Genomic DNA, 15,159 nt, shown 5'->3' on the forward strand with positions numbered 1-15,159 from the left:
CGACGGCATGCCGCTCGCGCGGGTGGAGCTCGGGTTCGCCGCTCGGGGACGGCGCGGGGGTGTCGCGTGCAGGCGACGGCTCAGTCTACGAACGCGGCGAGGTCGTCGACGACCACCGTCGCACCGGCGGCGGTGAGGTCGTCCGCCCCGACACCGCGATCGACGCCGACGACGACGACGTAGCCGGCCGCCGCGGCGGAGCGCACGCCGCTCAGGGCGTCTTCGACGGCGGCCGAGCGGGCCGGGTCGACGCCGAGCATGCGGGCGGCCTCGGCGAACACGTCGGGGGCGGGCTTGGATGCCAGGTGATCGCGCTCGGCCACCACGCCGTCCATGACGACGGGGAACCGGTCGCGGATGCCGGCGGCCTCGAGCACCTCGACGGCGTTCTTGGAGCTGGAGACGACGGCGATCGGAGTGCCCGCCGCCTGGAGCTCGTCGAGCAGGGCGATCGAGCCCGGATAGGGCTGGATGCCCTCGCTGCGCAGGATGCGCGAGAACACGACGTTCTTGCGATTGCCGACGCCGCAGACGGTGTCTTCGGACGGGTCGTCGGAGGGGTCTCCCCAGGGCACCTCGACGTCGCGGCTGCGCAGGAGCGAGGCGACGCCGTCGTAGCGCTTCTTGCCGTCGACGTACTCGAAGTAGTCGCGATCGGTGTACGCCGGCTCGATCCGCCACGCGGCGAAGAGCTCGTCGAACATCTCTTTCCACGCGCGCATGTGCACCTCGGCCGTGGGGGTGAGCACCCCGTCGAGGTCGAAGAGGACGCCCTCGAAGGTCGTGAGGTCGGGCAGGTCGCGGCTGTCGGTCACGGCGGGCTCCAGATCGGGGTGCGGTGGCGCGGGCGCCCGGAGCGCCGCCCTCCCAGCGTACTGGCGGGTGCGGCGCCCGGGCTTCAGCGGGTCGTCACCGACAGTGCGCGTCCGCCGATCCAGACCTGAGCCGGATGCCACCCGGCATCCCACTGCACGAGGTCGGCGACCGCGCCCTCGGCGACGTGACCGATGTCGGTGCGTCCGAGGGAGCGCGCGGCGGTCTCGGTGCAGGCGGTCAGCACGGCGGCGGGGTCGATTCCGGCTCCGATCATGCGGCGCACGCCCTCGTCGAGCACGATGCCGGCCCCGGCGATCGTCCCGTCGCGTCGCCGGCCGAGGCCGTGTTCGTCGTTGGCCACCGGCTGGCCGCCGAAGTCGAGCCAGTGACCGGCGTCGAGACCCGCCGTGACGATCGCGTCGGTGACGCCGACGGTACGCCGACCGGCCGAGGCGAGCACGAGCGAGACGACGCGAGGATCGAGGTGCTGCCCGTCGATGATCGTGCCCACGAAGAACCGGTCGTCGGCCAGCACCGCTCCGGGCACGCCCGGTTCGCGGGGCTTCAGCGGCCGCTGCGCGTTGAAGACGTGGGTGGTCATAGTGGCTCCCGCGTCACCCGCGGCGTGCACCTGGGCGGCGGTGGCGTCGCTGTGGCCGACGGCGACGACGTACCCCTCGCCCGTCAGGCGGCGGGTGGCGTCGAGGGCGCCGGGTAGCTCCGGGGCGAGGGTCACCGTGCGGAGGGCCTCGCGCGCCGCCGGGCGCGCGAGCAGGGTGTCGAGGTGCGGGCGCTCGGGCACCAGCATGTGCTCGGCGCGGTGCGCGCCCTTGCGCGCGGGCGAGAGGAACGGTCCCTCGAGGTGCGCGCCGAGGATCCTCGTGACGGGCTCGTCGGCGAACGCGTCACGCGCTCGTCCGATGCGCTCGAGGGCGGCGACGGTGTCGGGCAGGGGTGCGGTGATGACCGTGGGCTCGATGCCGGTCACGCCACGCGTGGCGAGGCCGGTCAGGAGCGTGCGCCACCCGGACTCATCGGCTCCCGCGACGTCGATGCCGAACGACCCGTTGACCTGCAGGTCGAGCAGGCCCGCCGTCACGACCCCGTCGACGACGTCGTGATCGACGCTCTCCTCACCCGTCGCGGGGCGGATGCGGCCGATGCGTCCGGCGGCGACCTCGATGACGACGGGACCGACGAACGCCCCGCCGATCAGGGCGCGGGCGGCCCGCACGCGCATCACAGCCCCTGCCCCACCGGCTTGCCGGCGTAGGTCGTGCGGTAGTAGTCGACGAAGGCGAGCTGGCCGGCGGCGTCCTCATCGACCACGACGGTCGCGTGCGGGTGGAGCTGGAGCACCGACGCCGGCCACCGCGACGACAGCGGACCCTCCACGGCCTCGCGGACCGCCTGCGCCTTGCCACGGCCGAAACCGAGCATGACGGCGTGGCGGCTGTCGATGATAGTCGCGAGCCCCTGGGTGAGGCAGTGGGTGGGGACCTGCTCGATGTCGCCGCCGAAGAAGCGCGCGTTGTCCTGCCGGGTGCGGGAGGTCAGGGTCTTCACGCGGGTGCGGCTGGCCAGGCTCGACATCGGCATGTTGAAGGCGAGGTGCCCGTCGCTCCCGATGCCGAGGATCTGCAGGTCGATGCCCCCGGCATCCCGGATCATCCGTTCGTAAGCGGGCCCCGCGTCGAGGGGGGCGACGTCGAGATCACCCGGTCCGACGATCGCCCCGGGCGCGAAATCGACGTGCCGCTCGAGTTCGGCGCGGATGAACTCGCGATACCTCTCGGGGTGTCCGGGGGGCAGGCCCACGTATTCGTCGAGCAGGAACGCCCGCGCCTCGGCGAAGCGGAGTCCCTCTTCACGGTGGCGTCGCGCGAGCTCGCGGTAGACCGGCAGCGGGGTCGAGCCGGTGGCCAGGCCCAGCACCGCCGTGGGCGTGCGTCGCAGGAGGGCGGTGTAGGCGTCGGCGACGACGCGCGCCGCCTCTTCGGGGGACTCGACGACGACGACCTCCATCAGAGCGCCTCGAGGATGTCGTTCTTCAGCGACTCCGCGCGGGTGCCGAACACGGCCTGGACGTTGTCGCCCACCTCCAGCACGCCGGCGGCTCCGAGCTGCTTCAGACGCGCGTGGTCGACGAGGGCGCGGTCCGCGACCTCCATGCGCAGCCGCGTGATGCACGCGTCGACGTGGACGAGGTTGTCGCGTCCGCCGAACGCGGCGATCAGCTGCTCCGTGGTCGATTGCTCCGAGGCCGTCGCCGTCGACGCGGGTCGCGTCTCGGGTGCGGATGCCGTGACGGGCTGCGACGTGCCCGCCACGGGGGCGGTGTCGGCATCCACCGCGGGCGCGTCCGCCGTCGGGGCGGAGAGGTCTTCGCGGCCCGGGGTGCGCAGGTTCCACTTCTTGATGACGAAGCGGAAGAGCAGGTAGTACACGCCGAAGTAGACGACGCCCATGACCACCAGGAGCCAGACGTTGTTGGCCGCGGGGGCGGTCCCGTACAGGAGCAGGTCGAACAGTCCCGCCGAGAAGGAGAAGCCGAGGTGGATGTCGAGCAGGTAGGCCACGGCGAGGGAGATGCCGGTGAGCAGCGCGTGGACGACGTACAGGGGGAACGCGGCGAACATGAACGCGAACTCGAGCGGCTCCGTGACACCGGTGAGGAAGGCCGTCAGACCCGCCGCGCCCAGGATGCCGATGGCCGCCTTGCGCTGCGCGGGGTTGGCGAGGTGGATCATCGCGAGCGCCGCGGCCGGCAGACCGAACATCAGCACGGGATAGAACCCCGCGGTGAGCGCGCCGGCGGTGGGATCCCCGGCGGCGAAGCGGGTGAGCTCCCCCGTCACGACGCTCCCGTCGGCCTCGGTGTACGACCCCTGCAGGAACCAGACGTAGGAGTTGAGGATGTGGTGCAGACCCACCGGGATCAGCATGCGGTTGGTGAAGCCGTAGACGAAGGCGCCGATCGCGCCGGTGCCGCCGATGAAGGCTCCCAGACCCGAGAGCCCGGTGTTGAAGATCGGGTAGAAGTAGCTCAGTCCGAACGCCACGACGAGGCTCGCGAGCGAGACGACGATAGGGACGAACCGGCGACCGCCGAAGAAGCCCAGATAAGAGGGCAGTTCGATGGTGTGGTACCGGTCGAAGAGCCACGCGGCGAGCAGTCCGATGACGATGCCGCCGAAGACGCTGTAGTTGATCTGCACCTGGTCGCCGGCGGCCGTCGTCTGCCCCGCGAGCACGACCGGTGACATCACGGTGAACACGTTCGCGAGTACGAGGTAGCCGACCACCGCGGATAGCGCGGTGGAACCGTCGGCCTTTTTGGCGAAGCCGATGGCCACACCGACCGCGAACAGCAGCCCGAGGTTGTCGAAGAGTGCGCCTCCCGCGGCGCTCATCGCCTGGAAGAACGGACCGATGACCGGCAGGTCGATCTGACCGAGAAGGTCGGGTTGACCGAGTCGGAGCAGGATGCCGGCTGCGGGCAGCACGGCGATGGGCAGCATCAGGCTCTTGCCGAGACGCTGCATCTGGGCGAACCCGGGGATGCCGCGGCGGCGGGCGACGGGGGCGGTGGCGGTCATGGAGGGTTCTCTCTCGACGGCGAAGGAGCGGGTCAGACGGACAGGAGTCGGGCGCCGGTCAGGATCTTTGCGCCCTCGGCACCGACGACGGTGACCTCGTCGGCGGAGCGCTCGAGCACGACGACGGGGACCACGCTGGAGAGCCCCGCGGCACGGATGGCGGGCACGTCGTAGGCGATGACGGGGGCGCCCGCGCTCACGCGGTCGCCCTTGGCTGCGAAGGCCGTGAACCCCTGCCCCTGGAGCTGGACGGTGTCGAGGCCGAGGTGGACGAGGACGGCGAGACCGTCGTCGGAGACGACGACGAACGCGTGCGGGAACACCTGCAGGAGGGTGCCGTCGATGGGGGCGACGGCGTCGACCATCTCGGCCGGCGGGTCGATCGCGACGCCGGGCCCCATCGCGCCCTGCGCGAAGAGCTGGTCGGGAACGGCCGAGAGGGGCAGGACGGTTCCCACGAGCGGGGACAGGATGTCGGGCACGGGCACTCCTCGATGAGACGGCGGGTCAGCGGTACGCACCACCGAACGCGCATAAGCTGGGAGGGAAGCACCCGCCCGCCCGCCACGTTCAGTCCACTGGGTCATACTGGTACGTACCAGTGAAAATAGCCGCCGGAGCCGATCGTGTCAACACCGAAAGCCGCCGCCGTCATGACCCGTCTCCGCGAGGCCGACGCCCCGACCGCCGCCGTCACGCCCGGCCCCGTCCCCAAGCACGCGCAACTGCGCGCCATCCTGCTCTCCGACATCGGCACCACCTGGCCCGCGCACGCGGTCATCCCGTCGGAGCGGGACCTCTCGGCCCGACACGGCGTCAGTCGGGCGACCGTCCGCGAGGCGCTGCGCCAGCTCATCGAGGAGCAGAAGCTCTACACCGTGCAGGGGAAGGGCACCTTCGTCGCCGGCGAGCGCGTGCAGTCGCAGCTGCACCTCGCCTCCTTCACCGAGGACATGCGCCGCCGCGGCATGGTGGCGACGACGCTCGTGCGTCGCTCCGAGAAGGCGGCGCCACCCCTCGAGGTGCGCGCGGCGCTCGGACTCGACGAGGGCGAACACGCGTGGTCCATCGAGCGCCTGCGTCTGGCGAACGGCATCCCGATGGCCCTCGAACTCGGGTGGTACTCCCCCCGTGTCGCGGGCGACCTCGGCGAGCGCGATCTGAACACCTCGCTGTACGGCGTGCTGTCCGAGCACTACGGCGTACGCATCGACTCCGCCGAGCAGACGGTGTGGGCGGAGACCGTCGCCGGCGCCACCGCCTCGACGCTCGGCGTCGCGCCCGGGTCGGCGGTGCTCGTGTTCCGCCGCACGTCGCGCGCGGGCGGCGTCCCCGTCGAGAACGTCACCTCGTGGTACCGCGGGGACCGTTACCAGGTGCACATGGCGCTGGCCGGCTCCTGACGATCGTGGTCAGGCCGTCACGGACAGGGTCTGACGGGCGATCTCGAGTTCTTCGTCGGTGGGGACCACCAGCACCTCCACGCGCGAGGAATCCGTGGAGATGCGACGGATGCCGCGCTCGCGACGGGCGTTGCGTTCGGGATCGATCTCGACGCCCGCGAAACCGAGCGTGGCCATCGCCTCCTGGCGCACCGGGGCCGCGTTCTCCCCCACACCCGCGGTGAACGAGATGACGTCGACGCCGTCGAGCTGCGCGAGATAGGCACCCGCGTAGGCGCGGAGGCGGTGGATGTAGACGTCGAACGCGAGCTGGGCGGCCGGATCGCCGGCCTCACGGCGCTGTCCGATGTCGCGCATGTCCGACACCCCGGCGAGGCCCAACAGGCCCGAGCGCTTGTTGAGGAGGGCGTCGAGGTCCGCGGTCGACATGTCGGCGCGACGCGCCAACTGCAGCAGCACGGCCGGGTCGAGGTCGCCCGAACGGGTGCCCATCACGAGACCCTCGAGCGGGGTGAGACCCATCGACGTGTCGACCGAGCGTCCCCCCTCGATCGCCGCGACCGACGCACCGTTGCCGAGGTGGAAGACGATCTGCTTCAGCTCGCCCAGCGGCCGCCCCACGAAGGCGGCGGCGGCCTCGCTGACGAACTTGTGGCTCGTGCCGTGGAAGCCGTAGCGGCGGATGCGATGGGCCTCGGCGACCTCGCGGTCGATGGCGTACGTGTACGCCTCGGGCGCGAGCGACTGATGGAACGCGGTGTCGAAGACCGCGACGTGCGGGACGTCGGGGAACGCCTTCTTGGCCGCGACGATGCCCGCCAGGTTGGCCGGGTTGTGAAGCGGTGCGAGCACCGAGAGTTCGTCGATGTTGATCTCGACGAGCGGGGTGACGACGGTGGGCTCGAAGAAACGCGCACCGCCGTGCACGACGCGGTGGCCGACGGCGACGGGCGCCCGCTCCTCGAGCGAGGGACCGTGCGCGGCGAAGGCCTCGAGCATGACGGCGAAACCCGCGGTGTGGTCGGGGATCTCGCGCTCGATCGTGTACGTGGCGTCGGTCACAGTCGGCGCGGGGCCGCCGGCGTCGGCGAGGGCCGCCGCCTTCACGGTGTGCGTGGCCGTGCCCCCGGTCCCCGAGCCCGTCGAGGGGTCGCCGATGCGCTCGACCAGACCCGACGCGAGCACGCGTTCGTGCTCCATGTCGAGCAGCTGGTACTTGAACGACGACGAGCCGCTGTTGACGACGAGGACGACGCTCACGACGCGCTCCCTTCCGCGGGTGCCTCGATGGCCGAGCTTCCCTGGGCCTGGATCGCCGTGATCGCGATCGTGTTGACGATGTCATCGACGAGCGCGCCCCGCGAGAGGTCGTTGATGGGCTTGTTCAGGCCCTGCAGGACGGGTCCGATCGCCACCGCGCCCGCGGAGCGCTGCACGGCCTTGTACGTGTTGTTGCCGGTGTTCAGATCGGGGAAGACGAACACCGTCGCGCGTCCCGCGACCGCTGAGCCGGGCATCTTGGCCCGTGCGACGGCCGCGTCGGCGGCGGCGTCGTACTGGATCGGCCCCTCGACCAGGAGTTCGGGGGCGCGTTCGCGCACGAGCGCGGTGGCGCTGCGCACCTTCTCGACGTCGGCACCTGTGCCCGATTCGCCCGTGGAGTACGACAGCATCGCCACTCGGGGGTCGATGCCGAACTGCTCGGCCGTCGCCGCCGACGACACCGCGATGTCGGCGAGCTGCTCGCTGGTGGGATCGGGGATGACGGCGCAGTCGCCGTAGACGAGCACGCGATCGGCGAGCGCCATGAGGAAGACGCTCGAGACCACCGAGACGCCCGGGGCGGTCTTGATGATCTCGAACGCCGGCCGGATCGTGTGGGCCGTGGTGTGCGCCGCGCCCGAGACCATGCCGTCGGCGAGACCCAGGTGCACCATGAGGGTGCCGAAGTACGACACGTCGGTGACCGTGTCGGCGGCCTGGGCGTGGGTGACGCCCTTGTGGGCGCGCAGCCGCGCGTACTCGGTGGCGAACTTCTCGACGTGCACGGCGTCGAAGGGACTCAGCACCTCGGCGTCACGGATGTCGATTCCGAGCTCGATCGCGCGCCCGCGCACCTCGATCGGCTCGCCGAGGATCGTGAGATCGGCGATGCCGCGCGCGAGCACGGTGGCGGCGGCGCGGAGCACCCGGTCGTCGCTGCCTTCGGGCAGGACGATGCGGCGCTTGTCGGTGCGGGCGCGGTCGACGAGGCCGTACTCGAACATCAGCGGGGTGACCACGCTCGGGCGGGCGACGCCCAGCTCGCGCGTGAGCTGTTCGGTGTCGACGTGGCGCTCGAACAGCGCGAGGGCGGTGTCGTACCGGTGCTGCGAGTCGGCGGCCAGGCGCCCTCGGGTGTTCATGATGCGCACAGCCGTGTCGTACGTGCCGAGGTCGGTGGCGATGATCGGCAGGGGCGATCCGAGGCCGTCGATGAGGCGCACGATCGCGTCGGGGAGCTCGAACCCGCCGTTGAGCACGATCCCGGCGAGCGAGGGGAAGGTACCGGAGGCGTTGGCGAGGAGCGCCGCGAGCAGCACTTCGGTGCGATCGGCGGGGATGACCACGACCGCGGATTCCTTCAGGCGCGGCAGCACGTTGACCATCGACATGCCGGCGACGACGACACCCAGGACCTCGCGGGTGAGCAGTGCCGGGTCGCCCTTGATGAGCTCGCCCTCGACCGAGCGCAGCACTCCGCGCATCGAGGGGGCGATGAGGAAGCGGTCCTCGGGAAGGGCCCACACGGGCACGGTCCGCTCGGCGGTTGCTCCGACGACGGCGGTGTCGACCGCGGCCGCGTCGACGACGTGACGGACGGATGCCACCACCTCGTCGAGGCGATCGGCGTCGGCGCGGTTGGCGATGACGGCGAACAGCGCCGCCCGCTCGTGCTGCAGCTCGGAGATGGCCAGGGAGGCGATCTGGCCGACCTCCTGCGGGGTGCGCGCCACGGACAGGCCCAGCGTCTCGCTGTGCCCCTGCTGCGCCCGACCCCCGAGCACGAGCAGCACCGGCGCACCGAGGTTGGCCGCGATGCGGGCGTTGAAGGCGAGTTCTGCGGGGCTGCCCACGTCGGTGTAGTCGCTGCCGATGACGACCACGGCGTCGCACTGCGCCTCGACGGCCTTGTAGCGCTCGACGATGCGCGCGAGAGCCGCATCGGCGTCGTCGCGCACGTCGTCGTAGGTGACGCCGACGCAGTCGTCGTACGCGAGGTCGACGCTGTCGTGGTCGAGCAGCATCTCGAGCACGTAGTCGCGTTCGGCGGTGGAGCGCGCGATGGGCCGGAACACCCCCGCGCGCGGTGTGACCCGGCTGAGCGCGTCGAGCACGCCCAGCGCCACGGAGGACTTGCCCGAATGACCTTCGGCCGACGTGATGTAGATGCTCTGCGTCACGCGTTCCAGCCTATTGCGGGGGCCCCGCGACGCCGGGGGGTTGTTTCGTCGTCGAGTGATCAGGGGTGGGTGGGGATCACGCGGGCGCCCGCCGACCGCAGCTGGGCCGCGAGGGGGTCGTCGCCCTCGAGATCGGCGATGATCCCGCTCACGCCGTCGAGCGGCAGGATGCCGAAACGCGACGCCGCCCCCAACTTCTCCGCGCTCGCCAGCACGAACGTCTCGGCGGCGCGCTCGGCGAGCACGCGCTTCATGGCCGCCTCGTCGGCATCCCCCGTCGTCAGCCCCGCCGAGGGGTGCACGCCCGTGACGCCCAGGAAGAACGCGTCGGCGCTGAGGTTCTGGGCGGCCTCGACGGCGGCGGCGCCGCACGCCACCGCGGAGTGCTTGAACACCCGACCGCCGATCACGATGACCTCGGCGTCGTGGTGGAGCAGCGCCGCGGCGATCGTGGGCGAGTGCGTGATGACGGTGCCGGCGAAGGTGCGCGGCAGCGCGTCGACGAGCGCGAGTGTCGTCGTCCCCCCGTCCAGCAGCACGGTCGCACCGGGCTCGATGAGCGCGACCGCCGCGGCGGCCACGCGCGCCTTGCTGTCGCGGGCGACTTCGCGTCGCGCCGCGTAGTCGGCGACGGCCGGCGAGGCGGGCAGGGCGCCGCCGTAGACGCGGACGGCGAGGCCCGCGGCATCCAATTCTCGGAGATCGCGACGGATGCTGTCTTCGGAGAGGCCGAGTTCGACGGCGACGTCTTTGACGACGAGTCGTCCGTCACGGCGTAGGCGGTCGAGGAGCGCGTCTTTTCGAGCGGCGGCGAGCATCACGTACACACTCTTGCACGTTTCTGCACTATCGTTCCGATTCATGAGCGCGTCTCCCCGCCCCGGAACCACCGTCCCCGACCGTCGCGGGCGCACCGACCTGCACCTGACCGGCCGCGACCTCGACCGCAACCCCCGCGTGAGGGTCGACGACGTCGAGCTGCTCGCGGCCGGATGGCACGTGCTGCGCGCGACCACCTTCCGTTATCGCGGCGACGACGGCCGGTGGGTCGCGCAGACGCGCGAGACGTACGACCGGGGCAACGGCGCGACGATCCTGCTCTACGACCCCGCGCGGCGCACCGTGCTGCTCACCCGGCAGTTCCGCTACCCCGTCTACGTCAACGACCACCCCGACGGGATGCTGATCGAGACCGCCGCGGGCCTCCTCGACGACGACGACCCGGTCACCGCGATCCGCCGCGAGACCGAGGAGGAGACGGGCGTGCGCGTCGACGACGTGCAGCACGTGTTCGACGTCTACATGAGCCCGGGCTCGGTGACCGAGCGCCTGCACTTCTTCGCCGCGGCCTACGACGGCTCGACGCGCGTGGGCGACCGCGGCGGTCTCATCGACGAGGGCGAGGAGATCGAGATCCTCGAATACGGGATCGACGAGGCGATGGCGATGATCCGCTCGGGGTCGATCCAGGATGCCTAGACCATCATGCTGCTGCAGTGGGCCGTGCTCGACGGGCCGTTCGCCCGCGACTGACCGGCCCTCCGGTGCGACGCGCCCCTCGGGTGGAGCGCGTCGCACCGAACGGAGTCACGAGGCGCCGACGCCCGTGAGCGCCAGCGCGGCGTCGAGCTCGACCGTCGTCGGCGGTGCGGCGCCCGCGCGACTGACGGTGATGCCCGCCGCCACCGCGGCGGCGCGCCCCGCGGCGGCGAGGTCGGCGTCGACGAAGCGCCCCTCGATGAGCCGTTCGAGCCCGATCCCGCGGACGAGGGCCGCGATCAGGCCTGACATGTACGAGTCGCCCGCGCCGATCGTGTCGACGACGTCGACGGCGTGGCCGGGCACGTGCAGGTCGCCGGCGCGCGTCGAGAGGGTGCTCCCCTGCTCACCGCGCGTCACCACGACGATCGCCGCGCCCTGCTCGAGCAACCGGCCCGCCGCCGACGACGGGTCATCGGGGTAGAGCCACTCGGCGTCTTCGTCGCTTAGCTTCACGACGTTCGCGCGGGCGGCGTAGCGGTGCACGAGGTCGCGCGTCGCATCCACCGAGGCCAGGAGGGCCGGTCGCACGTTGGGGTCGAAGCTCACGAGCACGTCGCGCGGCAGCGCCTCGACCAGCTCGACGACGCGGTCGGCACCCGGCGACCGCAGGGCCCCCACCGAACCGACGTGCACGATCGAGAAGCCGTCGGTGCGCGGCGGGCGCGCGAACTCCCACGACAGGTCGAAGTCATAGGTGGCCGAGCCGTCGGCGCCGATGCGCGCGCGAGCGGTCGAGGTTCGTGTCGCCTCCACCGCCGTCTGGACGACGGCGACGTGAGCGGCGTCGACGTGCTCGGCGATGAGGCGGCCGTGGTCGTCGCCGGCGAACTCGGTGGCGAAGGTCGTCTCGACACCCAGGCGCGACAGCCCTACGGCCACGTTCAGCGGACTGCCGCCCACGTACGCGCTCTCGGCTCCGCCGCGATCAACGATGTCAATCAGGGCCTCACCGATGACGAGGGCGCGGGGCGGGGAAACGGACGCGGTCACGCCACCCTCTCCAACCACGTCAGCGTGGACCCGCCGCCGACGACATGGGGCGCGAAGGCGTCATTGAACGCCGCGCAGTGGGGCGTCGCCAGGTGCGCCTGGAACGCGTCTTCGTCCTCGTACTCCTCGTAGACGAAGAAGCTGTCGCGGTCGTCGGCGAGGCGGTGGGCGTCGAAGCGCACGTTGCCGGGTTCGGCCGAGACGTCGTCGCCGTACCCCCGGAGGAGGGCGGCGACGATGTCGCCCCGGCCCTCCTCCGCGGTGAACTGCGCGTAGAGGTACTTTCCGGTCACAGTGTCTGCGCGCCCGTCATGATCGCCACGGCCTCGCTCATGGTGTGCGAGGAAGGGGTGATGGTGCCGGCGCGCTTACCGAGACGCTGGATGTGGATGCGGTCGGCCACCTCGAACACGTGGGGCATGTTGTGGCTGATCAGGATGACGGGCACCCCGTTGTCGCGCAGACGCTTGATGAGCTCGAGCACCTGGTTGCTCTCGCGCACGCCGAGGGCCGCGGTGGGCTCGTCGAGCACGACGACCTTGGACCCGAACGCCGCGGCGCGGGCGACCGCGACGGCCTGACGCTGACCACCGGAGAGGTTCTCGATCGCGACCGTAACGTCCTGCAGGGTCGAGATGCCCAGGCGCGTGAGCTCGTCGCGGGCGTTCTTGCGCATGGTCTTGGTGTCGAGCATGCGGAAGAACGATCCGAGCGGGCCCGGGCGACGGATCTCGCGGCCGAGGTACATGTTGGCCGCCACGTCGAGAGCGGGCGAGACCGCGAGCGACTGGTAGACCGTCTCGATGCCGGCATCCCGTGCATCCTGCGGGCGGCGGAAGCTCACCGTTTTGCCGTCGAGGCGAAGTTCGCCCCCGTCGGGGATCTCGGCCCCCGTCAGGCACTTGATGAGCGTGGTCTTGCCGGCTCCGTTGTCGCCGATGATGGCGAGCACCTCACCGGCGTAGAGGTCGAGGCTGACGCCGTCGAGCCCGACGACGTGCCCATAGGTCTTGACGAGGCGCGTGGCCGAGAGGACGGGCGTGCGCGTGTCGGTTGCTGCGGCGTTCACTTGCGAACCTTCCGAATCCACTGGTCGATCGAGACGGCGACGATGACGAGCACACCGACGGCGAGGGTCTGGTAGAGCACGTCGAGGCCGGCGAGGGCAAGTCCGTTGCGGAAGACGCCGACGATGAGCGCACCGAGCAGGGTGCCCCACACGTTGCCGCGTCCGCCGAACAGGCTGATGCCGCCGATGACCACGGCCGTGATCGCGTTGAGGTTGGCGTCGACGGCGGCGTTGGGGCTCGAACCGAAGTCGCGGCCGATCTGGATCCAGGCGGCGATGGCGACGATGGCGCCGGCCGCGAGATACACGCTCAGCAGCACGCGGTTGACCCGGATGCCGCTGAGGCGGGCGGCTTCCTTGTCGTCACCGACCGCGTACACGTGGCGTCCCCAGGCGGTGCGTCCGAGGGCGTAGGAGACGACGGCGTAGACGAGGATCATCAGGAACACCCCGAACGTCACGTCGACGCCGATGTGGAAGGTCGTCCCCGTGAAGGTGATGATCTCGGGCAGGTCGCTTCCCTGCACGGTCGCACCGTTGGAGAGCAGCAGCAGGAGCGCGGTGAAGATGCTGAGCGTGCCCAGGGTCACGATGAAGGGCGGCAGGTTCAGGCGGGTCACCAGCATGCCGTTGACGAGGCCGGTCAGCACACCGGCGATCAGCCCGATGATGAGAGCGAGGGGGCCCGGGATGCCGAGCCCAGCGGCGGCGTTGCCCATCACGACCGAGCTGAGGATCATCGCCGCACCGACCGAGAGGTCGATGCCCGCGGTCAGGATGACGAGCGTCTGCGCGACGCCCAGGGTGCCGATGACGGCCACCTGCTGCGTGATGAGCGAGAGGTTGGCCGGGGCGAGGAAGCGGGGGTTGATGATGCCGAAGACGATGACGGCGACGACGAGGACGATGGCCGGGCTGACGGCCGGGTAGCGGTAGAGGACGTTGCGCACGCGCTGCATGGGCGTCTGGCGCGAGATGAACTCGTCGGCCAGGTGCAGGGCCGAGGTCGGCGGTGCGGTCTGGGGGGTGGAGGGTGTTTGTGACATGACGGTCTTCCCGGTCGCAGGTGAGAGGACGGGGGCGCGCCGTCCGGCGCGCCCCCGGGTGATCACTTGCCCCAGCAGGTGCTGGAGGCGTCGGCGGAAGTGAGGCTCTCGAGACCCGTCTGCGGCTGGTCGGTGACGAGCTGCTGTCCGGTGCTGAAGAAGTCGAGGCCATCGGTCGGCTTCGGGGCCTCGCCACCGCGGGCGATCGTGGCGATGGCTTCCATGCCGAGGGAGGCCATCTTCGACGGGTACTGCTGAGCGGTCGCGCCGATGATGCCGTCCTTGACGTAGCCGACGCCCGTGCAGCCGCCGTCGACCGAGACGATGATGACGTCCTTCTCCTTGCCGGCGGCCTTCAGAGCCTGGTACGCGCCGTAGGCGGCGGGCTCGTTGATCGTGTAGACGACGTTGATGTTGGGGTCCTTCGACAGCAGCGTCTCCATCGCGGAGCGTCCACCGTCCTCCGCGCCCTGCGTGGCCTGGTGACCGGCGATCGTGTACGAGCCGCCCTGTCCGCCGGTGTAGGAACCCGAGGGGGCCTCCGAGCCGTTCTTGCTGGGGTCGGGCACATCGATGCCCATCCCCTTCAGGAAGCCCTGGTCGCGCGCGGTGTCGACGGTGACGATCTGGTCGCTGAAGAGGTCGAGCATCGCGATGTTGGCGGTCGCGCCCGCCAGCTTCTCGGCGGTCCACTGGCCGATCAGCTCTCCGGCCGCGAAGTTGTCGGTGGCGAAGGTGATGTCGACGGAGTCGGCGGGGTCGGGCACGGTGTCCAGCGCGATGACGTACAGACCGGCCTTGCGCGCCTTCTCGATCTCGTTGATGACCGCGGAGCCGTTCGGGGTGATGAGGATGCCCTTGTCACCGCGCGAGATGGCGTTCTCGATGGCCTGGATCTGGCTGTCGGTGTCGCCGTCCTTCTTGCCGGCGGCGAGCGTCAGCTTGACGTTGGCCTTCTCGGCATCGGCCTGAGCGGCTTCCTCCATCGAGACGAAGAAGGGGTTGCTCGTGGTCTTGACGATGAGGGTCACGCCCACCTGCTCATCGGCGCCGGCGGGAGCGGCGGAGGTCGCGGAACCCGCGGGAGAGGCGCAGCCGGTGAGGGCGAGGGCTGCGACGGCGGCGATCGAGGCTGCCGTGAAAAGGGCGCGGGACTTCGAGTGCTGCGGCATGGATGTGGTCCTTTGGTGGTCGGGGACTGCTTTGTCGAAACCAGACTGACAACGGTGTCAGTGACAGGTGTACCGCATG

The 15,159-nt window shown here is 70.9% G+C and carries 15 protein-coding genes; 2 read left to right on the top strand and 13 right to left on the bottom strand.

Annotated elements, in window-relative coordinates:
- Nucleotides 1-80: 80 nt before the first annotated feature.
- The 5 genes from QRO03_RS03090 to QRO03_RS03110 all read right to left on the bottom strand — a co-directional run bounded on the left by QRO03_RS03090 (nt 81) and on the right by QRO03_RS03110 (nt 4,897).
- On the bottom strand, nt 81-815 hold the full coding sequence (locus QRO03_RS03090; RefSeq protein WP_285136054.1) for an HAD family hydrolase: 735 nt from the start codon (nt 813-815) through the stop codon (nt 81-83).
- 83 nt (nt 816-898) lie between these two features.
- Nucleotides 899-2,056: an N-acetylglucosamine-6-phosphate deacetylase gene (locus QRO03_RS03095; RefSeq protein WP_285136055.1), complete on the bottom strand. Its 1,158-nt coding sequence runs from the start codon at nt 2,054-2,056 to the stop codon at nt 899-901.
- Entirely contained in the window at nt 2,056-2,841 is a 786-nt protein-coding gene (locus QRO03_RS03100; RefSeq protein WP_285136056.1) for a glucosamine-6-phosphate deaminase, read from the bottom strand. The genes QRO03_RS03095 and QRO03_RS03100 overlap by 1 nt, the downstream gene beginning before the upstream one ends.
- Nucleotides 2,841-4,415 (bottom strand): PTS transporter subunit EIIC, encoded by a 1,575-nt coding sequence (locus tag QRO03_RS03105; RefSeq protein WP_285136057.1) that lies wholly within the window; start codon nt 4,413-4,415, stop codon nt 2,841-2,843. Before QRO03_RS03105 ends, QRO03_RS03100 begins: the two co-directional genes overlap by 1 nt.
- 32 nt (nt 4,416-4,447) lie before the next feature.
- Complete coding sequence (locus tag QRO03_RS03110) at nt 4,448-4,897, bottom strand: PTS sugar transporter subunit IIA (RefSeq protein WP_285136058.1); 450 nt, start codon at nt 4,895-4,897, stop codon at nt 4,448-4,450.
- Between the two features lie 171 nt (nt 4,898-5,068).
- Here QRO03_RS03110 and QRO03_RS03115 point away from each other — a divergent pair, with 171 nt between their 5' ends.
- Nucleotides 5,069-5,818: a GntR family transcriptional regulator gene (locus QRO03_RS03115; protein WP_285136059.1), complete on the top strand. Its 750-nt coding sequence runs from the start codon at nt 5,069-5,071 to the stop codon at nt 5,816-5,818.
- A 9-nt stretch (nt 5,819-5,827) separates the two neighbouring features.
- On the opposite strand, the gene QRO03_RS03120 is transcribed toward QRO03_RS03115, so the two are convergent.
- Genes QRO03_RS03120 through QRO03_RS03130 form a run of 3 tightly spaced genes read right to left on the bottom strand, consistent with a single transcriptional unit; the run spans nt 5,828 to nt 10,079 of the window.
- Nucleotides 5,828-7,078 (bottom strand): acetate/propionate family kinase, encoded by a 1,251-nt coding sequence (locus QRO03_RS03120; protein ID WP_285136060.1) that lies wholly within the window; start codon nt 7,076-7,078, stop codon nt 5,828-5,830.
- Nucleotides 7,075-9,261, bottom strand: coding sequence for a phosphate acetyltransferase (gene pta, locus QRO03_RS03125; protein ID WP_285136061.1), 2,187 nt, complete (start codon nt 9,259-9,261; stop codon nt 7,075-7,077). Before pta ends, QRO03_RS03120 begins: the two co-directional genes overlap by 4 nt.
- A 59-nt stretch (nt 9,262-9,320) precedes the next feature.
- Nucleotides 9,321-10,079, bottom strand: coding sequence for a DeoR/GlpR family DNA-binding transcription regulator (locus QRO03_RS03130; RefSeq protein ID WP_285136440.1), 759 nt, complete (start codon nt 10,077-10,079; stop codon nt 9,321-9,323).
- 43 nt (nt 10,080-10,122) lie between these two features.
- Here QRO03_RS03130 and QRO03_RS03135 point away from each other — a divergent pair, with 43 nt between their 5' ends.
- On the top strand, nt 10,123-10,740 hold the full coding sequence (locus QRO03_RS03135; protein WP_285136062.1) for an NUDIX domain-containing protein: 618 nt from the start codon (nt 10,123-10,125) through the stop codon (nt 10,738-10,740).
- Nucleotides 10,741-10,848: 108 nt separating this feature from the next.
- Here QRO03_RS03135 and QRO03_RS03140 read toward each other — a convergent pair whose 3' ends face one another.
- The 5 genes from QRO03_RS03140 to QRO03_RS03160 form a co-directional block, all read right to left on the bottom strand.
- On the bottom strand, nt 10,849-11,793 hold the full coding sequence (locus QRO03_RS03140; protein ID WP_285136063.1) for a carbohydrate kinase family protein: 945 nt from the start codon (nt 11,791-11,793) through the stop codon (nt 10,849-10,851).
- Nucleotides 11,790-12,086 carry a putative quinol monooxygenase gene (locus QRO03_RS03145; protein ID WP_285136064.1) on the bottom strand — a complete coding sequence of 99 codons (297 nt, stop codon included), beginning with the start codon at nt 12,084-12,086 and terminating at the stop codon, nt 11,790-11,792. Before QRO03_RS03145 ends, QRO03_RS03140 begins: the two co-directional genes overlap by 4 nt.
- Nucleotides 12,083-12,862, bottom strand: a complete 780-nt coding sequence (locus QRO03_RS03150) for an ATP-binding cassette domain-containing protein (protein ID WP_285136065.1) — start codon at nt 12,860-12,862, stop codon at nt 12,083-12,085. The genes QRO03_RS03145 and QRO03_RS03150 overlap by 4 nt, the downstream gene beginning before the upstream one ends.
- The gene (locus QRO03_RS03155) at nt 12,859-13,908 is read right to left on the bottom strand and encodes an ABC transporter permease (RefSeq protein ID WP_285136066.1); all 1,050 of its coding nucleotides are present in this window, start codon (nt 13,906-13,908) and stop codon (nt 12,859-12,861) included. The genes QRO03_RS03150 and QRO03_RS03155 overlap by 4 nt, the downstream gene beginning before the upstream one ends.
- 62 nt (nt 13,909-13,970) lie before the next feature.
- Nucleotides 13,971-15,080, bottom strand: a complete 1,110-nt coding sequence (locus tag QRO03_RS03160) for a substrate-binding domain-containing protein (protein ID WP_285136067.1) — start codon at nt 15,078-15,080, stop codon at nt 13,971-13,973.
- Nucleotides 15,081-15,159: the final 79 nt, after the last annotated feature.

The sequence above is a fragment of the Microbacterium sp. lyk4-40-TSB-66 genome, from assembly GCF_030209475.1.
Classification (GTDB): domain Bacteria; phylum Actinomycetota; class Actinomycetes; order Actinomycetales; family Microbacteriaceae; genus Microbacterium.